Here is a 23,195-nt window from a genome sequence, read left to right as displayed (position 1 = left end):
GACAAGGGTAAGGGAATCGGACAGCCGCCCCGGTCACGGCGGTGGTCGGCGACGGGCACGGGGGTCGGTAGCCTGGCGGGGTGACTGACTCGCAGGTGGTTCCCTCCCCTTCCTTCCGGCTGGCGTACGTTCCGGGCGTGACCCCGACCAAGTGGGTGCGGGTCTGGGGTGAGCGGCTCCCGCAGGTGCCGCTCACGCTGGTGCAGGTGGACGCGCCGGAGGGGTCGGCGACGCTGCGGGACGGGCTGGCGGACGCCGGTCTGGTGCGGCAGCCGGTGGACCGGTCGGTGCTGAGCGCGATCCCGCTCTACACCGAGACCACCGTGGTGGTGGTCCCGAAGGACCACCTGCTCACGGCCCTCGACGAGGTGGAGCTCGCCGAGGTGGCGGACGAGATCGTGCTGCACCCGCTGGACGACACCCTCGGCTGGCAGGAGCTGCCGGGCCGCCCGGCCTTCGAGCGGCCGGCCACCACGGCGGACGCGATCGAGCTGGTGGCGGCCGGGATCGGCGTGCTGCTGGTGCCGCAGTCGCTGGCCCGGCTGCACCACCGGCGGGACCTGACGTACCGTCCGGTGCCGGACGCCCCGCAGTCGCAGATCGCGCTGGCCTGGCCGGAGGAGGCGACCACCGAGCTGGTGGAGGAGTTCATCGGGATCGTCCGGGGGCGGACGGTGAACAGCTCGCGCGGCATGGCGGCGCAGTCCAAGGAGCAGCAGCAGGCCAAGCAGCAGCCGAAGAAGAAGCCGGGCGGGGCCAGGCCGCAGCAGGGCGGCAAGCCCGCCGCCAAGGGTGGCGGCAAGGGCGGGCAGTCCGGCCGGGCCGGTGCCAAGAAGGCGGCACCGGCCAAGCGGGCCAAGCCGAAGCGCCGGTCGTAGCGCGTCCCACCGGGGGCACGTCCTACTGGGGGCGCAGCCTACCGGGGGCGCAGCCGCCACAGCGGCGGGGCCGCCCGGCCGGGGTCGTCGGTGGTCAGCCAGGTGCGCAGGTCCCGGGTGGCGGCCGGGGTGAGGTCGAGCTCCTCGGTGATCCGGCGGGTGGTGACGTACTCCAGGCCGAGGGCGGCCGTGCCGTCCTCCCAGGTGGCGAAGGCGGCCGGGTCGAAGGGGAGCGCGGGCGGCACCGCGCCCTCTCCCCGGGCGGCGCGGGCGCGTTCGCGGGCGATCTCGGAGAAGCCGCAGACCTCGACGCTCGCCTTCTCGGCCTCGTCCAGCGAGGTGCAGCCGTGCAGGGCGCGGGCCAGCGTGTTGAGGTCCAGCGCCCGGTCGAGGGCGAGCCGGTGGACGTCGGCGCTCGCGGCGGTGAGGGCGAGCGGCTCGGGTGCGTCCCGGGTGCCGCAGACGCCGCGCACGCCGCGGGCGGCGGCCACCAGCAGGGCGCCGGCCTCGGAGGGGTGCCAGTCGAGGACCCGGCCGACGGCGGTGGTGTGAGCGGCCGTCAGCCGGAGGGCGGGCGGGCCGAGGCGGGGCAGCAGGACGGGGAGCGGCACCTCGTTGTCGAGGCCGGGCCCGGCCACGTGCACGGTGGTGGGCAGGCCGCTGCGGGCGCAGGCGGCCAGGGCGAGGGCGTCGCCGAGGGGGCTGCGCAGGGTGGGTTCGGTGCCGTCGGCCACCACGTCGCCGCCGACGTCGACCAGGTCGATCCGGTCGGCACCGCAGTGGGCCGCGGCGTCGCGGAGCTGGCGGGCCAGGCCGACGGTGCCCTCGTACGGGTCCAACAGGCCGAGTGCGGGCCGGAGTTGGGTGGCGAGCCGGGGCAGCAGCGATCCGGCCGGCGGGCGGGGCGCGGTGGCCGGGGTGACCAGACGGAGGGCCCCGCTGCCGGGGGTCAGGCCGGTGAAGTCGGTGGTGCGGCGCGGGCCGGGGAGCGGGTCGACCACCAGGCGCTCCCAGGCGTAGGTGAGGACCAGGGCCGGGGTGTCGGGGCCGTGCAGGGCGGCGTGCACCAGGGCGGTGGCGATGGCGTCGCCGCCACCGCCGGCGGCGATCAGGAGTCGGGTCATGGGTACGAGGGTTATCCCGGCGCGGCGGGGGCCGACAAGGTTGTGAAAGCACCGAGGAGGGCGTGCCCGGAGCGGGGGGATTCTGAAGGATCGCCCGATGATCAGGGCTGACGGACCGTCAATACCGTTGCGGGCATGACGGATACCACGACGGGGACCACCGCCTCGCTGCCGATCGTTGCGCTCGGGTCCGAGCGGGCGCCGGCCGCCGGTTCGCCCTACCAGCAGTACGTCTACGCCTACCCGCACCAGAAGTCCTACCGGCTGCTGGAGCAGCGGCCGTTGCTGAGCGAGCTGTGGGCGCAGGAGCGGCTGGACGCGCTCTCGCTCTACGTGCACGTGCCGTTCTGCGAGATGCGCTGCGGCTTCTGCAACCTCTTCACCCGCACCGGGGCGCCGGAGGAGGTGACCGGGGCGTTCCTCGGCACGCTGGAGCGGCAGGCCCGGGTGACCAGGGAGGCGCTGGAGGCCAAGGGCGAGCCGGTGCGGTTCGCGCTGGCGGCCTTCGGCGGCGGGACGCCGACGTACCTGACGGCGGGTGAGCTGAGCCGGCTGGCGGACGTCTGCGAGGACGTGATGGGCGCCGACCTGCGGGCGGTGCCGTGGTCGGTGGAGACCTCGCCGGCCACCGCGACGGCGGACCGGCTGGCGGTGCTGCGGGAGCGGGGCGCGACCCGGCTGAGCATCGGGGTGCAGAGCTTCCTGGACGAGGAGGCGCGGGCGGCGGTGCGGCCGCAGAAGCGGGCCGAGGTCGAGGCGGCGCTCGGCCGGTTGAAGGAGGCGGCCTTCCCGATCCTCAACATCGACCTGATCTACGGCATCGAGGGGCAGACCGAGGAGTCCTTCCGGGTCTCGCTGGACGCGGCGCTGGCCTGGGAGCCGGAGGAGGTCTACCTCTACCCGCTGTACGTGCGGCCGTTGACCGGTCTGATGGCCCGGCACGACCGGGACGGGCGGCGCTGGGACGAGCAGCGGCTGCGGCTCTACCGGTACGGCCGGGACCACCTGCTGGCCGCCGGGTACCGGCAGGCCTCGATGCGGGTCTTCCAGCGGATCGGCACGGCGGCGGCGGAGGGGGCCGGCGGGGCCGGGATCGCCGAGTACAACCAGCAGGCCGGGATGGTCGGACTGGGCGTCGGCGCCCGCTCGTTCACCACCGGCCTGCACTACACCACGGACTACGCGGTGGCCGTGCCGGAGGTGCGGCGGATCATCGACGAGTACATCGCCACGCCCACCGAGGAGTTCCGCCGGGCGCAGTGGGCCTACCGGATGGACGGCGGGGAGCGGCGCCGGATGCACGTGCTGCAACGCCTGCTCGACGCGGACGGGCTGGCGGTCGACGGCTACCGCGCGCTGTTCGGCACCGGGCCGGAGGAGGACTTCGCGGCGGAGTTCGCGCAGCTGGTGGAGCGCGGCTGGGTGTGGCTGGTGGACGGTGCGGCGCTGCGGCTGACCTCGGAGGGGATGGCGCACGCGGACGCGGTCGGGCCGCTGTTCTTCTCGGACCGGGTGCGGGCCGCCATGGCGGGCTATCAGGACCGTTGAGGGCCCCGGGGCGCACCGCGCCCCGGCCGGGAGACCAGGACCAGACCGCCGAGCAGCAGGGCCAGGCCGAGCACGGCGGCCGGGCCGGGGCGCTCGCCGAGCAGCAGGCCGAGCAGGGCGGCGACCAGCGGTTCGGCCAGGCTGAGGGTCGCGGCGGTGGCGGCGCCGACCCGGCCGACGCCCCGGGTGAAGAGCAGGTAGCCGAGGGCGGTGGTGCCGAGCGCGAGCCAGGCGACCAGGGCCGCGGTGCGGGGGGTGGCCAGTCCCTCGGGGGCGGCCAGCAGGGCGGGCAGCACCAGCAGGCCCGCGCCGAGCACGCTGACCGGCGCGGCCGCGGACGGGTCCCCGCCGTGCCGGGTGAGCGGACCGGTGGCCGCGATGTAGACGGCGAAGCTCACGCCGGCGGCCACCGCGAGCAGGACGCCGGTGAGGTCGGCGCGGGCCCCGCCGCCCGGTGCCAGGAGGAGGGCGATGCCCGCCACGGCCAGGGCGGTGCCGCGCCACCAGGCCGGGGTCAGGCGCTCGGTGCCGAGGGCGCGGGCGCACAGGCCGGCCGCCACCGGGGTGGTGCCGAAGGCGGCGGCGGTGGCGAGGGCGGCGCCGGTGCGGTCGACGGCCTCCAGGAAGCAGAGCTGGAAGGCGGCGGTCACCAGGACGCTCAGCAGCAGCCAGCGGCGGACGCCGGGGCGGGCGAGGGTGCGCAGGCCCTTCGGGCGGACGGTGCACAGGGCCAGCACCAGGCCGCCGAGCAGCATCCGCCCGGCGCCGATCGCCGCCGGGGCGGCGGTGGAGGCGGCCAGCACCTGGGCCGGGCCGACCGTCCCCCAGAGCACCGCGGCCCCCAGCACCTGGGGCACCCCGCCCGTCCGCCGCCGCGCCCGCACCTCTTCGATGGTCATGTGGACGGACGCTAACGAGGCGTCAGCACCGGGCGGAATGGGGCGAGTTGACCACAGATCGGCGGGGGCCCGGACCGGGGGCCGTAGGTTCGCACCAGCGGGCGGGGCCGGTGCCGCGCGGCGGGGAGCGCCGTGCGGCACCGGCCCGGTCGGCGGAGGTCAGCGGGTGACCTGCCAGGTGAGGGTGTCGGTGAGCAGCAGCTTGAGGTCGGGGTCGGCCACGGCCGGGGTCGGGTCGGTGGCCCGGGCGGTGAGCTCGCGGGTCTGGCCCTTGCCGAGGTGCAGGTCGGCGGTGCGGACGGTGGTGCGGTCGCGCAGGCCGATGAGCTCGCGGCCGTCCAGGTACCAGCGCAACCGCGTTCCCGGGGTGGGGAGTTCGACGGTGACCACGGCCGCGGCGTCGAGCGGGGCGGTAGTGGGGGTGGTGCTGGCCAGCGTGGTGGCGTAGCGGTGGAAGCCGGCGATCATCGCCTCCCGGCCGGGGAGGTTGAACTCGCGGCCGAGCGACCGCATGATCGAGTTGTCGGTGGGGCGGTAGAGCCCCGTGGGGTAGTAGCCGCCGCCCTGGTAGGCGCCGACGGTGCCGCCGTCGGGGGAGGTCTGGCCGAGCCAGCGGTACCACTTGGTCTTGGTGCGCTTCATCTGGGCCAGGGTCTGCTTGCTGATGTTGGTCTCGGCCGGCTCCTTGCCGGTGTAGGTGCCCTGGCCCTCGTACCAGTACTCGTCGGCGAGCTTGCCGAGCGAGTGCCCGGTCTCGTGCACGGCGATCTGGCCGGACTTGGCGTTGCCGCCGGCGACGGTGGCGATGCCGGAGTACCCGAGCTCGGAGGAGACGTCGTTGTAGCCTGCGCCGCCGTACTTGGCGCTGTTGGCGACCACGATGACCAGGTCGGCGGCGGGGGCCTTGGCGGCGTAGCGCTCGACCGCGTCGGTGTCGACGCAGAGCAGCCGCTCGACGTCGCCGCACCAGAAGTACGAGCCGAGGGCGGTGGTCCGGGTGGTGGTGCGGTCCGGGTCGCCGGTGACGCCGGACTCGGCCGAGACGGCGTCCACCGCCCAGACGTTGAAGAGCGAGCGGTAGCTCGCGTAGGGCTCGACGGCGGTGATCTCCTGCCACTTGGCGGCCGCGTCGGTGTGGAACTTGCCCTGCTCGGCGGCGGTGTAGCCGTCACCGATCACCACCACGTCGAGCTTGGTGGCGGTGGAGCCGTTCTGCACGATGGTGGAGACGTCGCCGTCGCCGAGCACGGGGGCGGCGAGGCGCTGCGGGGCGGCCTTGGCATGGGTGACGGGGACCTCGGCGCGGCCTATGGTGCCGTCCTCGGCGAAGGTCTCCACCTGGTGGCGGGCGACCGGGGCCGGAGCGGGGGCGGCGGTGGCGGGGGACGCGAGGGCGAGGCCGGCCAGCAGGGCGGTGGCCAGCACGGACGGGACGATCCTGGGCGAGGGCACGAACGGACCTCCGGCGGGAGTAAGTTGATGGTTAATCACACTTAAGCGGTGAGTTAATGTAGGGCACCCGTCCGGCCCCCGACAATGGGGCGGCGGAACGAGCAGGACCAGCAGCCCACCACCGACAGGGGGACGGACGTGACGGAGCAGGACGAACCGGCCGTGATCGGGCAGCGGCTCCAACAGCTGCGCCGCGACCGGGGCCTGACCCAGCGCACGCTGGCCGGCGAGGGCTACACCGCCGCCTACGTCTCCACCCTGGAGGCCGGCCGGGTCCGCCCCTCCGAGGCCGCGCTGCGCTACCTGGCGGAGCGGCTCGGGGTGACCCACGACGAGCTGGCCACCGGCCGCCCCGCCCATCTGGCCACCGGACTGCGGCTGGACCTCACCGAGGCGCAGGGCGAGCTGGCCACCGGGGACCGCGCCGGGGCCGCCGCCCGCTTCGCCGCCGTGCTGGAGCGGGCCGAGCGGTACGGGGTGGCCGAGCTGATCCCCCCGGCCCTCCTCGGCCTCGGCGAATGCGCCCTGGAGAGCGGGGAGTTGGAGCGGGCGAGGGAGCACTTCGAGGCGGCCGAGCGGCTGCTGGCCGACGGGCCGCCGGCGCGCCGGGCGGCCGCCGTCCGGGGGCGGGCGGTGGCCCACCTGCTGGCCGGTGAACTCCGCTACGCCTGCTACCTGCTGGAGACCGCGATCGACCGGCTCAACGCGGCCGGACTGCCCGACCCGGACGCCCTGCTGCTGCTCTACTCCGCCGTGATCGGCCCGTACATGGACATGGGCGCGCACGCCCGGGCCGCCCAGGCCGCCGAACTGGCCCTGGCGCTGGCCCCCGTCGCCACCGACCCGGTCCTGGTGGCCGGCCTGCACCGCAGCGTCGCCCGCACCCTGATCGCCGAGGGCCGGGCCGCCGAGGCGGACGCCTCACTGGCCAAGGCACAGGAGCTCTACCAGCACCTGCGGCTCGGCTCCGACCTGGCCAAGTGCCACTGGATGCGCGGCTACGTACTGGCCCAGGACGGCGAACTCGGCAGCGCGGAGCGGGAGTTGCGCACCGCCCGGGCCATGCTGGCCGCACACGGGGCCGAGCTGTTCACCCAGCAGGTGGACGTGGAGCTGGCCGACGTGCTGCGCCGCCGGGGGCGGCGGCAGGAGGCCGCCGAGCTGCTGCACGCCCTGCTGCCGCTGGGGCCGGGCCGGGGCGCGGTGCACGCGGCCGGCGCCCACCGGCTGCTCGGCCTGGTCGCCGAGGAGGATGGCGACCCCGAGACCGCCGAGGAGCACTACGTCAACGCCCTCTCGCTGCTCGAACAGACCGGTGCGGCGGGCGACTTGGCCGACCTCTGCCGCCTGCTCGGCGACCTGCTGCGCCGCACCGGCCGCACCGAACAGGCCCTGGACGTCTACCGGACCGGCCTCGGCCACCGCGCCGCGCCGGGCACCACCACCCTCGGCCCCGGCCCGGCCCGCCCGCCGATCCCCTGAGGCGCCGCCCGGCTCCCGTCGGCCGGCTCCCGCCGGCCGGCATCGGATTGTCCGGGGAACGACGGCGCAGGTCAGGTGCCGCCCTGCGGGTTCTCCGGAACGGGCACCCGGCCCACCCGGAACCTCCCCTTCCGATACCCATCCGAGATCTGACGGGTCTTCCGCACGCAGTGTGAGGTGTGCCATTTTACATGTCACACATTGAGTCGGCCGTGTCCCCCAACAGCACGGCCACTACTCGGCCCGGAGGCCCCCACCGTGCGACCCTCCCGGATACCGACGGCCCAGCTGGGCCGTCTGCTCACGCTGGCGTTCGCGTTCCTGCTGACCCTCGGCCTCTTCGCCCCGCAGAGCCGCGCCGCCACCACCGCCCCGCAGGAGCGGCCGACCCCCCGCAGCTTCCCGCTGCCGAAGTCCCCGAAGCTGCCCGACGAGCACCGCCCGGTCCCCGGCGAGGCCCTGACCGGCGGTCAGGACTCCCCCAGGGCCGGCACCGCCCCGGCCGCGGCGCCGGAGAAGCAGGGCAAGGCGCAGCGCTCCGCGCCGAACGCGCTCACCGCCGCGGTCTGCTCCCCCGCCGACTTCGCCAAGACCGGCGCCGCGCTGGTCCAGCAGGTCCGGTCGGTGGACGTGGCCTGCGTGAACTCGCTGTTCAACCTGGACGCCGACGGCGCCGCCAAGGTCTTCCGCGAGGACCAGATGGCCACCGTCGCCGACGCGCTGCGCACCGCCTCGGCGTCCTACGACGGCACCAACAACGCCGCCATCGGCCAGCTGGTGCTCTTCCTGCGGGTCGGCTACTACGTGCAGTGGCGCTTCCCGGACCGGGTCGGCGCCTACGGCGCCCCGCTGAAGAGCGCCACCCGCGGCGCCCTGGACGCCTTCTTCGGCGCCCCGCGCTCCAAGGACGTCACCCAGGCCAACGGCGAGACCCTGGCCGAGGCCGTCACCCTGATCGACAGCGCCCGGGAGAACGCCCGCTACACCGGCGTGGTCAAGTGGCTGCTCAACGGCTTCGACCCGACCACCGGCGGCGCGATGTGGAGCGCGGTGGACAACACCCGCACCGTCATCGAGCGCGGCACCGAGCTGCCCGAGTTCATCGCGGCCCTCCAGGCCGACCCGTCCTTCGCCACCGCGATGGCCGGCCTGGTCACCCGCAACGCCGCCGGTCTCACCGGCAGCGACCTGGCCACCTCGATCGGCATCCAGCTCGGCTCGCTGGTCTCCTTCCCCGAACTGCGGCCCCAGGCCCGCCCGTTGGTCAAGGACCTGATCGCCCGTTACCCGCTGGTCGGCGCCTCCGGCCCGCTCACCATGAACCTGGCCTGGTACGCGGAGAACAAGGACAAGGGCAACTGCGCCCTCTACGGCATCTGCGACCTGCCCACCCGGCTGATCCCGCTGGTCCTCACCGTGGACCACACCTGCAGCCCCTCGCTGCGCGTCCGGGCCCAGGACATGAGCGCCGCCGAACTGGCCGACACCTGCACCAGCCTGGCCAACCAGGACGCCTACTTCCACGCCCTGGTGAAGGACGGCGGCCCGGTCGCGGGCGACCAGAACAAGCGCCTCGAGGTCGTGGTCTTCGACTCCTACTACGACTACAGCCTCTACGCCTGGTCGATCTACGACATCGAGGTCGACAACGGCGGCATGTACCTGGAGGGCGACCCGTCCAAGGTCGACAACCAGGCCCGCTTCATCGCCCACGAGGCCACCTGGGAGCGCCCGACGTTCCAGATCTGGAACCTGAACCACGAGTACACCCACTACCTCGACGGCCGCTACGACATGGCCGGCGACTTCGATGCCGGGATGTCCACGCCGACCGTCTGGTGGGTCGAGGGCATCGCCGAGTACGTCTCCTACGGCTACCGCGGCGTCCGCTACGACGACGCCATCGCGCAGGCCGCCCAGGGCACCTACAAGCTGAGCACCCTCTTCGACACCACCTACGAGAACGCCGACTCCACCCGGATCTACAACTGGGGCTACCTGGCGGTCCGTTACATGCTCCAGTCGCACCCGCAGGACATGACCGCGCTGCTGGCCAAGTACCGGGCCGGCGACTGGGCGGGCGCCCGCACCCTGCTCACCTCCACCATCGGCACCCGCTACGACGCCGACTTCGCCGCCTGGCTGACCGCCTGCGGCACCGGCCGGTGCGGCAGCCTCCAGCAGGCCCAGGCCCCGCTCTGCACCCAGGCCGACACCCGGCAGTACGACAAGAACTGCCGCCGGGACGGCGTCGCGGCCACCACCGGCAACTACAGCTACATGTTCGTCTACCTGCCGGCCGGCGTGCAGCAGCTCACCGTCACCAGCAGCGGCGGCACCGGCAACGGCGACCTCTACTACAACGGCTCCAGCTGGGCGACCACCACGTCCTACCTGGCCAAGTCCACCAACACCGGCAACGGCGAGACGCTGACCGTCGTCAACCCGCCCGCCGGCTGGGTCTTCTTCAGCCTCTACGCCCAGCAGGGCTTCGACGGCGTCAGCGTCACCACGCAGTACTGAGCACCACCCGTACCGAGCACCACCCGAGGACAGTGCCCCGCAGGCCCGACCGGCCTGCGGGGCACTTCCGTTCGGGTACGGCCTTGAGCAGATCGCGGCGAATCATGATCGGGCCCGCTCGGTGATTCACTCGTTCGGGGGAGTGGAGGGACACTCTCCGGTCCACCCCGGCGATGTGGATCTAGGGTCGTCAGAGGTCGGGGTGGGGAAAGGCCGAGCGATCGGCGGCCTGCTCCAAGCCCGGTGATATTCACATACTTTGACGACCTGTCAGTGCTGGCAGGACGCCCGCCGAGCACGATGAAGGAGAACCCGGCAGATGTCCGTGGACGCAGGCCTGGAGAACGCTCAGGCACCGGAGAAGCAGCTCAGCCTCGGTACCGCCGCCGCTCGCAATCTCGCCACCACGACCAAGTCCGCCCCGCAGATGCAGGAGATCACCTCCCGCTGGCTGCTCAAGGTGCTCCCCTGGGTCCAGACCTCGGGCGGCGCGTACCGGGTCAACCGCCGTCTGACCTACACCGTCGGCGACGGCCGGATCGACTTCGTGAAGACCGGCTCCGAGGTGCGGGTGATCCCGGGCGAGCTCGGCGAGCTCGCCCTGCTGCGCGGCTTCGAGGACCAGGACGTGCTGGTCGCGCTGGCCGACCGCTGCGTGCAGCGCGAGTTCCGGGCCGGCGAGGTGCTGGCCGAGCTCGGCGAGCCCATCGACCAGCTGCACCTGCTGGCGCACGGCAAGGTGAGCCGGGCCGGCCTGGACGCCTACGACGCGCCCACCCAGCTCGGCGTCCTGGCCGACGGCTCCCGCTTCGGCGAGCAGGCGCTGACCGAGTCCGACGCCCTGTGGGACTACACCGTCACCGCCGCCACCAACGGCACCCTGCTCACCCTGAGCCGCTCCGACTTCCAGGCGGTGCTCGACCAGTCCCCCGAACTCCAGGCCCACATCGCCGAGTTCCTCACCCTCCCGCAGCAGCGGCAGAACGAGCTGGGCGAGGCCGAGATCGCCCTGTCGGCCGGCCACTGGGGCGAGGTCGAGCTCCCCGGCACCTTCGTGGACTACGAGCTCAAGCCGCGCGAGTACGAGCTGAGCGTGGCCCAGACCGTGCTGCGGGTGCACACCCGGGTCGCCGACCTCTACAACCAGCCGATGAACCAGACCGAGCAGCAGCTCCGTCTCACCATCGAGGCACTGAAGGAGCGTCAGGAGCACGAGCTCATCAACAACCCGGAGTTCGGCCTGCTCAACAACGCCGACTTCAAGCAGCGCATCCAGGCCCAGACCGGCGCCCCGACCCCGGACGACCTGGACGAGCTGCTCTCGATGCGCCGGGACACCCACTTCCTGCTGGCCCACCCGCGCACCATCGCCGCCATCGGCCGCGAGTTCAACTCCCGTGGCCTGTACCCGGACCACGTCGACCTGCACGGCTCCAAGGTGCCGGCCTGGCGCGGCGTCCCGATCCTGCCGGTCAACAAGATCCCGGTCACCAAGGAGCGCACCAGCTCGATCATCGCGCTGCGCGTCGGCGAGGCCGAGCAGGGCGTCATCGGCCTGCACCAGACCGGCATCCCGGACGAGTACCAGCCGAGCCTGTCGGTCCGCTTCATGGGCATCGACGAGAAGGCGATCATCAACTACCTGGTCACCGCCTACTACTCCGCCGCCGTCCTGGTGCCGGACGCGCTGGGTGTCCTGGAGAACGTCCAGATCTCGAACGGCCGTGACTGACCCTCGATGAGCGGGTGCTGGGCGGGCCGGAGTCCTTCCGGTCCGCCCAGCACCGTGTCCGGGCCCCCTCCAGCGCACTCCCCGAAAGGCTTGGCACCGATGGCGGCGCAACCCTTCCGACTGCCGGACTTCTACATGCCGTACCCGGCCAGGCTCAACCCCCACCTGGAGAGCGCCCGGGTGCACTCCAAGGCGTGGGCCCGCGAGATGGTGATGATCGAGGGCTCCGGGATCTGGGACGAGGACGACTTCGACCGGCACGACTACGCGCTGCTCTGCGCGTACACCCACCCCGACTGCGACGCGGCCGAGTTGGGCCTGATCACCGACTGGTACGTCTGGGTCTTCTTCTTCGACGACCACTTCCTGGACATCTTCAAGCGCACCCGGGACCTGGCCGGCGGCAAGGCCTACCTCGACCGGCTGGCCGCCTTCATGCCGCTGGACGACTCCCAGGGGTACCCCGAGCCGACCAACGCGGTCGAGGCCGGCCTGGCCGACCTCTGGGCCCGCTCCGTCCCGGCCATGTCCGCCGACTGGCGCCGGCGCTTCGCCCTCGCCACCGAGGCGCTGCTGAACGAGTCGATGTGGGAGCTCTCCAACATCGAGCGGGGCCGGGTATCCAACCCGGTCGAGTACATCGCGATGCGCCGCAAGGTCGGCGGCGCCCCCTGGTCGGCCGGCCTGATCGAGCACGCGGCCGGGGCCGAGGTGCCCGCGGAGATCGCCGCCACCCGGCCGATGGAGGTGCTCCGGGACACCTTCTCGGACGCCGTGCACCTGCGCAACGACCTCTTCTCGTACCAGCGCGAGGTCGAGGAGGAGGGCGAACTCTCCAACGGCGTCCTGGTGCTGGAGACCTTCCTGGGCTGCTCCACGCAGGAGGCGGCGGAGCGCCTGAACGACCTGCTGACCTCCCGGCTCCAGCAGTTCGAGCACACCGCGCTGACCGAGGTCCCGGCCCTGCTGGCCGACCGCGGGATGGACGCGCGGGCCGCCGCCGACGTCTTCGCGTACGTCAAGGGCCTCCAGGACTGGCAGTCCGGCGGCCACGAGTGGCACATGCGCTCCAGCCGCTACATGAACGCGGAGGCCGACCTCGGCACGGGCGTGCTCGGCGGCCCGGCCGGGCTCGGGACCTCGGCCGCCCGGCTCTTCGCCTCGGTGGCCGACACCATGCCGGCCCGGCTGCGCTCCTTCTCCTACACCCCCTTCCAGCAGGTCGGGCCCACCGAACTCCCGGAGTTCCGGATGCCGTTCGGCAACGTGCTCAACCCGCACCTCCAGCGCTCCCGGGAGAACACCGTCGCCTGGTCGCGCCGGACCGGCCTGCTCGACGAGGTGCCGGGGGTGCCCGGTGCCGGGCTGTGGACGGAGGAGATGCTGCGCGCCTTCGACTTCCCGCTCTGCTCGGCCGGCATGCAGCCGCGCGCCACCGCCGAGGAGCTCGACCTCACCAGCGCCTGGCTGACCTGGGGCACCTGGGTGGACGACTACTACCCCCTGGTCTACGGCCGGGGCCACGACATGGCCGGGGCCCGGCTGATGCACGAGCGGCTGCTGGCGATGATGCCGCTGGAGGGCGGCCCGGCGCTGCCCGGCCCGCACCCGGCCGAGATCAGCCTGGCGGACCTCTGGCAGCGCACCGGCGCACCCCTGACGCCCGAGCAGCGGCGGTCCTTCCGGTCCGGCGTGGTCCGGATGCTGGAGAGCTGGCTCTGGGAGCTGACCAACCAGATCCAGAACCACGTGCCGGACCCGGTGGACTACCTCGAGATGCGCCGCCTCACCTTCGGCTCCGACCTCACCCGCAGCCTGCTCCGGCTCGGCCGCACCGACGCCGTCCCCGCCGAGGTGTTCGCCGCCTCGCCGCTCACCGAGCTGGAGGCGGCGGCCTTCGACTACTGCACGCTGGTCAACGACCTGCACTCGTACCAGAAGGAGGTCGAGTTCGAGGGCGAGCTGCACAACGCCGTGGTGGTGGTGCAGAACTTCCTGGACTGCGAACGGGAGCAGGCCGTCGCCGTCGTGCACGACCTCACCACCGAGCGCATGCACCAGTTCGAGCACCTGTCCCGGAACGAACTCCCGCTGCTCTACACCCAGTTGGACCTTCCGCAGGAGGCCAGGGCAGCGGTGGACGAGTACACCCAGGAGCTCCGGCACTGGATGTACGGCATCTTGAAGTGGCACCAGGAGTGCCACCGCTACGACGAGGCCTCGCTGCGCCGGCACTTCGCACCGGCCGGCGCCCCCACCGACGACGCCGGCCCCGTGCGGCGGCCACCGGCCGGCCCGACCGGCCTGGGCACCTCGGCCGCCCGGGTGCTGGAGCTGTTGGGCAGGAGCTGAACCCCCTCGCCCGCGGAGGGGTCCGGGTGGCCGCCACCACCCGGGCCCCTCCCTGGCATTGCCACCATCGGTTCGTGGTCAGACTTTCTGACCATACGTTAGCCCTTTCGAGGTATTCAGTGGCCAACCGGAGAACCTGTCCGCCAGGTCGCTCGGTGATCTTCCACGTGAGCGACTCTTCCCCTACGGCGCCCCGCGGCCGGCTGGTCCGACGGGCCGCCACCGTGCTGGGCGCGACCGCGCTCTGCTTCACCCTGGCGGGAGCCGCCCCGGGCGCCTCCCGCGGCGGGGACTCCCACGACAACGGGCTGCACCTCGGCTGGTGCCACCGGGTCGAGGTCGGCCTCTCCCCGGTCGAGGTGGAGGTCGGCTTCGAGTACGAGCTCGGCACCGGCAAGGGCAAGGGCCACGGCAAGGGCCACGACCACCATCACCACCACCCGTGCCCCAAGCCGACGCCCAAGCCCAGCCCCACCCCGAGCCCGAAGCCCTCCCCCACACCGACGCCCACCCCGACCCCGACTCCCAAACCGACCCCCACGCCGACCCCGACCCCCACACCGCCCCCGCCACCGAAACCCGCCCCCACACCACCGCCTCCCCCAAAGCCCACCCCGAAGCCGAGTCCCTCCCGTGCGGTGGTACCGCCGCCGGTGGTGCCCCCGCCGCCTCCGCCCCCCGTCACCACCCCGCCCGCACCGCCGCCGGCTCCCCGGCCCTCGCAGACCTTCCGCAAGCCGGCCGTCGTGCCCGTGGCCGAGCCGCCCGCGCGGAACACCATGCCGACCACCCGGACGGTGCTGCTGGTCACCGTCCCGGCCGTCCTCGCGGCAGGCGCCCTGCGCCCGCGCGGAGGCGGCAGCGGCCGAGGCCGCCGCTGACCCGGCGTCACCCCACAGCCCCCTGACCGTCCCCAACCGGGACAGCCGTCCCGGTCACCGAAGTGGAGTTCCCTCATGTCCGAGTGGGTGGCCCTCGTCATCGCCATGGCCGCGGTCTGTGCCGTGGTGCTGGCCGTCGTCGTCCTGCGACAACGGCGGGTCGGCGAGGACGACGACCCGTCCGAGACGCCGGACGTCATCGAGTACATGACGATGATGATCGGCGTGGTCTACGCGATCGTGCTCGGCCTGGCCATCGCGGGCGTCTGGGAGGCCCGCGGCTCCGCCCAGGCCGACGCGCTGCGCGAGGCCCAGGCCCTGCACGAGGTCAGCGCCCGGGCCGAGGTGCTGCCCGCCGCCGACCGCGACAAGGTGCGCGCCGAGGTGAACGCCTACGTCTCCTTCATCGTGGACACCGAGTGGTCCTACATGGAGCAGCACGAGAGCCTCTCCCCCGAGGGCACCGAGAAGCTGGCCCAGCTCCGCCGCACCGTCACCGAGCGCACCCCGCAGACCGAGCTGGAGAACCAGGCCTACCAGCCGATGGTGGACCGGGTCGCGGCCGCCGACGAGGCCCGCAACTCCCGCGGCCAGAACGCCGGTCCGACCATGCCGGGCGTGGTCTGGTTCGGCCTGCTGGCGGGCGCGGTGGTCACCGTCGGCATGCTCTTCACCCTCCAGATCCGGCGCTCCGGGCGGGAGTTGTTCCTGGCGGCCGCGTTCAGCGCGCTGATCGCCTTCCTGCTCTTCCTGATCTGGGACTTCGACAACCCCTTCGGCCGGGGCCTGTCCGTCACCGCGCAGCCCTTCCTCGACCTCTTCCCGGGGATCGGCGACTGAGCGCGCACGGGGGGGGGGGGGGGGGGGGGGGGGGGGCGGGCCCCCCCCCCCCCCCCCCCCCGCCCCCGTGCGTGCTCAGGTCCGGAACGGGCCGGTCACCTCGTAGGTGATGCCGCCCGAGGAGCTGCCGCTGGTGCCGCGCTGGCTGGAGAAGTACAGCCGGGAGCCGTCCGGGGAGAAGGCCGGGCCGGTGATCTCCGAGGCGGACTGGCCGGTGATCCGCAGGAACGGGGCGATGGTGTCGGCCGGGGTGATCAGGCAGATCTCCATGTTTCCGCCGTCCTCGGCCACGTAGAGGTCGCCGGAGCCGGCCCTGGTCACGTTGTCCACGCCGGTGAGCGGGGCGGTGCCGGTGGTGACCAGCGAGTCGTCGTAGGCGAGCGAGATGCTCTGGTTGACCGCGTCGTAGGCCCAGACCCGGTTGTCGCCCTTGGTGGTGAACCAGCAGGTGCCGGCCGCGTAGACGCAGCCCTCGCCGCCGTTGAACTTCTTCGCCCCGGAGACCTGGCTGCGGGTGGTGGTGGGCTGGCCGTCCGGATCCGGCACCACCGCCCAGCTCACCGGCCCGGAGGTGCCGGTACCGCCGACCATCACCTCCAGCGTCCCGCTGGAGAGGTCGCCCCAGGTGGTCGGGCGGAAGCGGTAGAAGCAGCCGGTGCTCTCGTCCTCGGTCAGGTAGACGACCTGGCGGTCCGGGTCGGCCGCGGCGGCCTCGTGCTTGAACCGGCCGAGCGCGGGACGGCGGACCGCCGCGTTCACCCCCCACGGGTCGGTCTCGTAGACGTAGCCGAGGCTGACCTCCTCGCAGGACAGCCAGGTGTTCCACGGGGTCTTGCCGCCGGCGCAGTTGACGTTGGTGTTGGACAGGATCCGGTGGGCGCCGGTGATCTGGCCCGAGGAGTCGAACGTCACCGCGCCCGCGCCGCCGGTGCCGCTGATCTCCGAGTTGGAGACGTAGATCCAGCCGCTGCCGTCCGCGAAGACCGCACCGCCGTCCGGCGCGCTGTGCCAGGTGTAGGCGGTGCCGGCCACCTTCTGGCCGGTCCGGGCGATCACCCGGCTGGTGAACCCGGCCGGGAGCTGGATGCCGTTCGCGTCCGCCGCGCCGAGCGCGCCGTACGGGCCCGGGGCGGGCTGGGCCGGTGCGGCGGTGGCCGCCCCGCGCCAGAGGGTGCCGCCCAACGCGGCGGCCGAGCCGCCGATCACGGCGGTGCGGAGAAAGTTGCGACGTTCCATGCCGACTCCCGGGGGATTCGTCAGTTCCCGCCACCCGTCCGGCGGCGGGCCGCGCCTCGCGGAAGGCTGGGGAACGGGGGTGGCCGCCCCGGCAACGCCGGATGAACGCCCCCGGGCGGTCGGACGCACTGCCCGCCCACCATACCCACTGGGGTATCCTGGGCGGTCCATCCACGCCGCCGTACGGAGGAGGATCCCGGTGAAGGTGGAAGAAGAGGCCCAGGCGGCCGTCCTGAACCGGCTGCGCCGCGCCCAGGGCCAGCTGACCGGGGTCATCGCGATGATCGAGGCGGGCCGCGACTGCAAGGACGTGGTGACCCAACTGGCCGCCGTCTCACGGGCCTTGGACCGGGCCGGGTTCAAGATCGTGGCCAGCGGCATGCGGCAGTGCCTGAACGGCGAGTCCGAGGACGGCTCCCAGCCGCTCACCGAGGCGGAGCTCGAGAAGCTCTTCCTCACCCTCGCCTGACGCCCCCGCACGCGACGCACGGCGCACGGCGGGCCCGGACCCCGGCTGGCTGCCGAGGTCCGGGCCCGTTGGTGCGGGGCCGTGCGATGCGGTGCGGGGCGGTGCTCAGGCGATGGAGAAGTCGTCGCCGTAGACGCTGCCCTGGCCGTACCAGCCGTGCAGGTAGACGGTGACGGTGCCGTTGGCCCCGGTGGTGAAGGGGACGGTGAGCTTGGTCCAGGAGGACGAGCCCGGGGTCCAGGTGGAGGCGGTGGCGCCGCCGCTGACGCCGAGGTAGGAGTAGTTGCCCTGGACCCAGCCGGTGAGCGTGTACTTGGTGTTGGGGGCCAGGGTGACGGTCTGCGAGCACTGGCCGTTCTGCGAGCCGGTGGCCGCGGCCTGCAGCGCGTACGAGCCGCTGTGGGCCGGGGTGGAGACCACCGCGCCGCCGGGCTGGCAGCTCCACGGGGCCAGGCCGCCGGTCTCCAGGCCGCCGTTGACCAGGCCGGTCGGGGCGGTGCCGGTGACCGTCAGGGTGTAGGTGGCGGTGTGGCTGCCGGAGGCGCCGGTGGCCTTGACGGTCAGCACGTAGCTGCCCGGCACGGTCGCGGCGGTGGTCGCCACCGACAGCGTCGCCCCCGAACCGGCGTTCACCGTACCGGGGTTGACGGTGGCGGTGACCCCGGCCGGGGCACCGGTGACGGTCAGCGCCAGGCTCTGCGCGGAGCCGGAGGTGACGGCCGTGGAGAGCGCGGCCGTCGTCGAGGCGCCCGCCTGCACCGAACCCGCCGCCGGGCTGACCGCCAGCGAGAAGTCGTTGCCGGGCTGACCGCCCGTCACCGTCAGGGTGTAGGTGGCACTGTGGGTGCCGGAGGCGCCGGTGCCGGTGACGGTCAGCGGGTAGCTGCCCGGGGCGGTGGCGGCCGTGGTGGAGACCGAGAGCATGGCACTGCCGCCGGCCGTGACCGAGGACGGGCTGACGCTCGCGGTGACCCCGGCCGGGGCACCGGTGACGGTCAGCGCGACGTTCTGCGCGGAGCCGGAGGTGACGGCGGTGGCGATGCCCGCCGTGGTGGCGGAGCCGGCCTGCACCGAGCCGGCGGCCGGGGAGGCGGTCACCGAGAAGTCGTCGGCCGGGGTGGTGGTGCCGCTGGTGTAGGGCGCGAAGATCCGGGTGAAGTCCCAGGTGCCCTGCTGGATGCCGGAGCAGCTGTCCGAGCCAGCCGTGCCGGGGCAGCCGCCGTTGTCCCGCTGGAGCGCCCAGAAGGAGAGCGTGTTGACGCCCTTGGAGAGCGCCCAGTTGTAGACCTCGGTGGCATTGGCCACGGTGAAGGTCTCGGCGGGGCCGAAGTCGTCGATGCCGATCATCTCGATGATGCCGATCGACGCCCAGAGCTGGGCCGGGGTCTTGGACGGGTAGAGCGAGGCCAGCTGGTTGTAGAGGCCGGTGGTCGCGGTCTTGGTGTCCGCGGCCATGTCGTGCGCGGCGTTGTCGTAGTAGTCGAAGGTCATCTGGTTGACGACGTCGATCCGGGCGTTGTTGCTGATCGCGTTGCGCAGCACCTTGAGCCCGCTGGCCGCCAGCCCGCTGGTGGTGGTCGGCAGGGTGTAGGAGAACTGGATCGAGCGGCCGTTGGCGGCGGCCCAGTCCTGGACCAGCTTGATCGCCTTGTTCCGGCGGTCGATGCCGGCCGTGTTGGTCAGCGAGTTGTCCTCGATGTCGAGGTCGATCCGGCTGACGTCGTAGGTGGTGATCACCGACTCGAAGGCGGCCGCGATCTGGTTGACGTCGGTGCAGCTGTCGGCCAGTTCGGTGCCGGTGTTGTCGGCCGTGTAGCCGCCGAAGGACGGGATGACGTCGCCGCCGTTGGCGCGGATGGCGGCGATGTCGGCCCCGAAGACGGACTGCGAGACCGGCATCGAGGTGTCGCCGTTCCAGAGCGGTGTGCAGGACCCCTTGGCGGCGGTCTGCAGGAACGCCATCGTGAGGTGCTTGGCACCGGACTGCGCGGCCAGGGTGGCCGGGCTCTGCCCGGTCCAGGCCTCGAAGTAGGGGGCGAAGACGCGGGCCGGCAGTGGGGTGGCGGCCGCTTGGGCGGTGGTGGTGCCGGCCGTCATCAGACCGGCCGAGGCGGCCAGGGTGGCGAAGGCGGCCACCAGGGCACGGAGTGGTCTACCTGGGCGCATGGGGGTTCTCCAGCAGACGTGAAGTCATCGGATGGGAGGCGGGACGGCGGTGCAGGGAGGCACGGTCGCCGTACGCGGGTCCGGGGGTGTCCGGGTGACATGGGCAGGGCAGTAGGCGCCCGCCGCCCGGATCAGACACCCCCACAGTGCGTCCCGGTCGGATGGACATCGCCCATAGTTGGACTAGACCACTTGACCGTCAAGGGCCCTGATGGGCCGTCAGGCAATCCTTTACCGACCCTTGGCACGCGACCTCGGCACTCTTCTCCGCCCCCTTCGCGTCACCGCCCCGCCACCGCCCCGGCACCCCGCCCGGGGCCCCGGGTAGGCTGCCGGGTGCCCGGCCGATCATGACGTGTCACGACGCGCCGTGGCGCGTCCGCTTCCGAAGCCCTCCGAGGAGTACCTGTTGAGCACCGCCCCGCTCCCCGGGCCGCCGATCTCCGTCGTCGGGATCGGCGCCGACGGCTGGGACGGCCTCACCACCGCCGCCCGCACCGCGCTCACCGGGGCCCGCACCGTCCTCGGCGGCCCCCGCCAACTCGCCCTCCTCCCGGACTCGGTGACGGCGGCCCGGATCGCCTGGCCCTCCCCGCTGCGCCCCGCCGTCCCGGCCCTGCTGGCCGAGCACGCCCCCGGCGGCCTGGCCGTCCTGGCCAGCGGCGACCCGATGTACTACGGCATCGGCCGCACCCTGGCCGAACTCGCCGGACCCGAGCGCCTCGCCGTCCACCCCCACCCCTCCTCGCTCTCCCTCGCCTGCGCCCGGCTCGGCTGGCCGCTGGAGTCCACCGAGGTGGTCAGCCTGGTCGGCCGCCCCCTCGACTCCCTCACCCTCGCCCTGCACCCCGGCCGCCGGGTCCTCGTCCTCAGCGCCGACGCCACCACCCCGGCCGCCGTCGCCGCCCTGCTCACCGACCGCGGCTTCGGCACCAGCCGCCTGCGCGTCCTGGAGCAGCTCGGCGGCCCCTCCGAGCGCCAGCTCGACGGCACCGCCGCCGACTGGGCCCACCCGGCGGGCGACCCGCTCAACGTGATCGCCGTCGACTGCGCCCCCGACGGCCCCCGCACCACCCTCACCCCCGGCCTGCCCGACGACTCCTTCGAGACCGACGGCCAGCTGACCAAGCGTCACGTCCGGGCCGTCACCCTGGCCACCCTGGCCCCCTCCCCCGGCGAGCTGCTCTGGGACGTCGGCGGCGGCTCCGGCTCGATCGCCGTCGAGTGGCTGCGCGCCCACCGCGACTGCCGGGCCGTCACCGTCGAGCGCGACCCGGTCCGTTCCGGCCGGATCACCCGCAACGCGGCCGCCCTCGGCGTCCCCCGCCTCCGGGTGGTCACCGGCCCCGCCCCGGCCGCCCTGGCCGGACTGCCCACCCCCGACGCGGTGTTCGTCGGCGGCGGCCTCACCGCGCCCGGCCTGCTGGACGCCTGCTGGGCCGCGCTGGCCCCCGGCGGCCGCCTGGTCGCCAACACCGTCACCCTCGAATCCGAGGCCCTGCTCACCGAGTGGTACCGCCGCCACGGCGGCGAACTGCTCAAGCTCGCCGTCTCCCACGCCGTCCCGGTCGGCGGCTTCACCGGCTGGCGCCAGGCCATGCCCGTCACCCAGTGGTCCGTGGTCAAGCCCTCCCCCTCCGCCCTCCGAGAGGACTCCCCCTCATGACCGTCTACTTCATCGGCGCGGGCCCCGGCGCGGCCGACCTGATCACCCTGCGCGGCCAGCGCCTGCTCGCCGCCAGCCCTGTCTGCCTCTACGCCGGCAGCCTCGTCCCGCGCGAACTGCTCGCCGAGTGCCCGGCCGACGCCCGCCTGGTCGACACCGCCGACCTCGACCTCGACCAGATCATCGCCGAGCTGGTCCGCGCCCACCAGGCCGGCCAGGACGTGGCCCGCCTGCACTCCGGCGACCCCTCCGTCTTCTCCGCCGTCGCCGAGCAGATGCGGCGCCTGGACGCGGCCGGCGTCCCCTACGAGGTGGTCCCCGGCGTCCCCGCCTTCGCCGCCGCGGCCGCCGCCCTCAAGCGCGAACTCACCGTCCCCACGGTCGGCCAGACCGTCATCCTCACCCGGGTCGCCCGCCAGGCCACCCCCATGCCCGAGGGCGAGGACCTCGCCACCCTCGGCCGCAGCGGCGCCCTCCTCGTCCTCCACCTGGCCACCCGCTACGTCGACTCCGTGGTCGAGGAGCTCCTCCCCCACTACGGCCCCGACTGCCCCGCCGCCGTGGTCGCCATGGCCAGCCGCCCCGACGAACTCGTCCTGCGCGGCACCCTGGCCACCATCGCCGCCCAGACCAAGGAGGCCGGCCTGCTGCGCACCGCCGTCATCCTGGTCGGCCGCACCCTGGCCGCCGAGCAGTTCCGCGACAGCCACCTCTACTCGAGCGACCGCGACCGCACCCACACCTGCGACTGACGCCCCTTCAGGAGGATTCCGCTTGCCCGACCTCAGCACCGCGATCACCGCCTTCGACGCCCGGGCCGTGGAACGGGCCCTGCACTCCGGCGCCGACCCGCTCGCCCCCGGCCCCGACGGCGTCACGCCGCTCCGGCTCGCCGTGGAGTCGGGCTCGCCCCTGCTGGTCTCCACCCTGCTCGACCGGCAGACCCGGGAGCGGCTCTCGCCCGGGCAGCGCGAGCACCTGCTCGCGGTGGCCCGGAGCTGGTACGAGCGGGACGTGGCCGCACTCGGCCCGTTCACCTGGGTCGAGGACGAGCAGGACTCGCGGGTCCAGCAGCTCGTCCTCGACGGCCGCACCGTCCGGGCCGGGCACGGGGCCGTCCTGACCTGGCTGGAGCAGGAGTTCGGCGTCCCGGTCCCCGCCGACGAGCTGATCGCCCGGGCCGTCCGGCAGTCCGCCGAGGACCACCCCGACCGGGTCGGCGCCTGCGGTGTGCTGAGCCGTCGTCAGGACCCGGAGACCTGGACGGCGCTGTGGGCGCTGCGTCCCGACCCCAACCCCGCGCGGCGGCTGGTCCTCGCCGTGGTGCTGGGCTACCGGGCGGTCGTCGACGACGTGGACGACCCGGCGATGCCGGTGGCCTGGGCGCGCGAGGAGACCGATGCCCGGGTGCTCTCCGAGGTCCTGTTCGTCTGCGGCCTGACGGTGCACGAGGAACTCGGCGCGATCGGTGTGCGGTACGCCGGGCACCCGGACCCGGACGTCCGCTGCCAGGTGCCCGAGCTGCTCGGTGCCAGCTCGCCGGCCGAGGTCTCCGCGATGCTGGCCCTGGCCGATGACACCGACTGGAAGGTGCGCAACGCCGCCGCACAACGCCTCGCGCCCGAGCGCGCGGCAGAGTACTGGTCTCCCCTGCTGACCCTGCTGCACGACCCGGTCCTGCGGGTCCGGCTCTCCGCCGCGTTGGCCCTGGGCCACTCCAACGATCCACGGCCGGAGATCGGTGACCTGCTCCGGGCGCTGCTGGAGGAGGACGACCGCGAGCTCCGTGAGATCGGCGGCTACGGCCTGGCCATGCGCCAGGACGACCGGGCCTTCGACGCCTACCGCCGTCTCGGCCCGTACTCCGAGGCCGACGGCGGCTGGAACCCCCACCTGGAACACCTCCGCCGCTGGGTCGAGCAGCAGGAGCGGTCCCGGTCCTGACGA

General features: G+C 73.6%; 17 protein-coding genes. 12 read left to right on the top strand and 5 right to left on the bottom strand.

The features are described from left to right. The first annotated feature begins 80 nt into the window (after positions 1-80). A complete protein-coding gene (locus tag ACIA8O_RS20735) occupies positions 81-878 on the top strand; it encodes a LysR family substrate-binding domain-containing protein (RefSeq protein WP_396295394.1) in 798 nt (265 codons plus the stop codon). 38 nt (positions 879-916) lie between these two features. On the opposite strand, the gene ACIA8O_RS20730 is transcribed toward ACIA8O_RS20735, so the two are convergent. Then, on the bottom strand, positions 917-2,002 hold the full coding sequence (locus ACIA8O_RS20730; protein WP_396295393.1) for a DUF1152 domain-containing protein: 1,086 nt from the start codon (positions 2,000-2,002) through the stop codon (positions 917-919). A 135-nt stretch (positions 2,003-2,137) separates the two neighbouring features. Between ACIA8O_RS20730 and ACIA8O_RS20725 the strand changes: the two genes are divergently transcribed. Further along, positions 2,138-3,550 carry an STM4012 family radical SAM protein gene (locus ACIA8O_RS20725; RefSeq protein WP_396295392.1) on the top strand — a complete coding sequence of 471 codons (1,413 nt, stop codon included), beginning with the start codon at positions 2,138-2,140 and terminating at the stop codon, positions 3,548-3,550. Here the strand turns inward: ACIA8O_RS20725 and ACIA8O_RS20720 are convergent. Together ACIA8O_RS20720 and ACIA8O_RS20715 are read right to left on the bottom strand one after the other, a co-directional pair. Beyond that, entirely contained in the window at positions 3,538-4,449 is a 912-nt protein-coding gene (locus tag ACIA8O_RS20720; protein WP_396295391.1) for a DMT family transporter, read from the bottom strand. The genes ACIA8O_RS20725 and ACIA8O_RS20720 overlap by 13 nt on opposite strands. Before the next feature lie 159 nt (positions 4,450-4,608). Beyond that, complete coding sequence (locus ACIA8O_RS20715; RefSeq protein WP_396295390.1) at positions 4,609-5,901, bottom strand: M64 family metallopeptidase; 1,293 nt, start codon at positions 5,899-5,901, stop codon at positions 4,609-4,611. Between the two features lie 138 nt (positions 5,902-6,039). Between ACIA8O_RS20715 and ACIA8O_RS20710 the strand changes: the two genes are divergently transcribed. From ACIA8O_RS20710 to ACIA8O_RS20685, 6 genes are all read left to right on the top strand, one after another. Then, positions 6,040-7,383, top strand: coding sequence for a tetratricopeptide repeat protein (locus ACIA8O_RS20710; protein WP_396295389.1), 1,344 nt, complete (start codon positions 6,040-6,042; stop codon positions 7,381-7,383). 258 nt (positions 7,384-7,641) lie between these two features. Beyond that, the gene (locus tag ACIA8O_RS20705) at positions 7,642-9,906 is read left to right on the top strand and encodes a collagenase (protein ID WP_396295388.1); all 2,265 of its coding nucleotides are present in this window, start codon (positions 7,642-7,644) and stop codon (positions 9,904-9,906) included. 319 nt (positions 9,907-10,225) lie between these two features. Then, positions 10,226-11,638 carry a family 2B encapsulin nanocompartment shell protein gene (locus tag ACIA8O_RS20700; RefSeq protein ID WP_396295387.1) on the top strand — a complete coding sequence of 471 codons (1,413 nt, stop codon included), beginning with the start codon at positions 10,226-10,228 and terminating at the stop codon, positions 11,636-11,638. A gap of 99 nt (positions 11,639-11,737) precedes the next feature. Beyond that, positions 11,738-13,990, top strand: coding sequence for a germacradienol/geosmin synthase (locus tag ACIA8O_RS20695; RefSeq protein ID WP_396295386.1), 2,253 nt, complete (start codon positions 11,738-11,740; stop codon positions 13,988-13,990). A 167-nt stretch (positions 13,991-14,157) separates the two neighbouring features. After that, a complete protein-coding gene (locus tag ACIA8O_RS20690) occupies positions 14,158-14,871 on the top strand; it encodes a hypothetical protein (RefSeq protein WP_396295385.1) in 714 nt (237 codons plus the stop codon). A gap of 75 nt (positions 14,872-14,946) precedes the next feature. Further along, entirely contained in the window at positions 14,947-15,711 is a 765-nt protein-coding gene (locus ACIA8O_RS20685) for a DUF4239 domain-containing protein (protein WP_396295384.1), read from the top strand. 75 nt (positions 15,712-15,786) lie between these two features. Here ACIA8O_RS20685 and ACIA8O_RS20680 read toward each other — a convergent pair whose 3' ends face one another. Beyond that, complete coding sequence (locus ACIA8O_RS20680; RefSeq protein WP_396295383.1) at positions 15,787-16,947, bottom strand: alkaline phosphatase PhoX; 1,161 nt, start codon at positions 16,945-16,947, stop codon at positions 15,787-15,789. A gap of 199 nt (positions 16,948-17,146) precedes the next feature. Here ACIA8O_RS20680 and ACIA8O_RS20675 point away from each other — a divergent pair, with 199 nt between their 5' ends. Then, positions 17,147-17,416 carry a metal-sensitive transcriptional regulator gene (locus ACIA8O_RS20675; RefSeq protein ID WP_396295382.1) on the top strand — a complete coding sequence of 90 codons (270 nt, stop codon included), beginning with the start codon at positions 17,147-17,149 and terminating at the stop codon, positions 17,414-17,416. A gap of 105 nt (positions 17,417-17,521) precedes the next feature. Here the strand turns inward: ACIA8O_RS20675 and ACIA8O_RS20670 are convergent, their stop codons facing one another. Then, the gene (locus ACIA8O_RS20670) at positions 17,522-19,582 is read right to left on the bottom strand and encodes a glycosyl hydrolase family 18 protein (protein ID WP_396295381.1); all 2,061 of its coding nucleotides are present in this window, start codon (positions 19,580-19,582) and stop codon (positions 17,522-17,524) included. A gap of 409 nt (positions 19,583-19,991) precedes the next feature. Between ACIA8O_RS20670 and cbiE the strand changes: the two genes are divergently transcribed. From cbiE to ACIA8O_RS20655, 3 genes are read left to right on the top strand one after another with little or no spacing between them, the layout of a single operon-like run. Further along, positions 19,992-21,248: a precorrin-6y C5,15-methyltransferase (decarboxylating) subunit CbiE gene (cbiE, locus tag ACIA8O_RS20665; RefSeq protein WP_396295380.1), complete on the top strand. Its 1,257-nt coding sequence runs from the start codon at positions 19,992-19,994 to the stop codon at positions 21,246-21,248. Continuing rightward, positions 21,245-22,000, top strand: coding sequence for a precorrin-4 C(11)-methyltransferase (gene cobM / locus ACIA8O_RS20660; RefSeq protein ID WP_396295379.1), 756 nt, complete (start codon positions 21,245-21,247; stop codon positions 21,998-22,000). The genes cbiE and cobM overlap by 4 nt, the downstream gene beginning before the upstream one ends. A 22-nt stretch (positions 22,001-22,022) precedes the next feature. Further along, complete coding sequence (locus ACIA8O_RS20655; RefSeq protein WP_396295378.1) at positions 22,023-23,192, top strand: HEAT repeat domain-containing protein; 1,170 nt, start codon at positions 22,023-22,025, stop codon at positions 23,190-23,192. Positions 23,193-23,195: the final 3 nt, after the last annotated feature.

This window comes from Kitasatospora sp. NPDC051853, from assembly GCF_044452665.1.
In the GTDB taxonomy this organism is placed as follows: Bacteria; Actinomycetota; Actinomycetes; order Streptomycetales; family Streptomycetaceae; genus Kitasatospora.
This window is presented reverse-complemented; position numbering and strand designations above follow the sequence as displayed.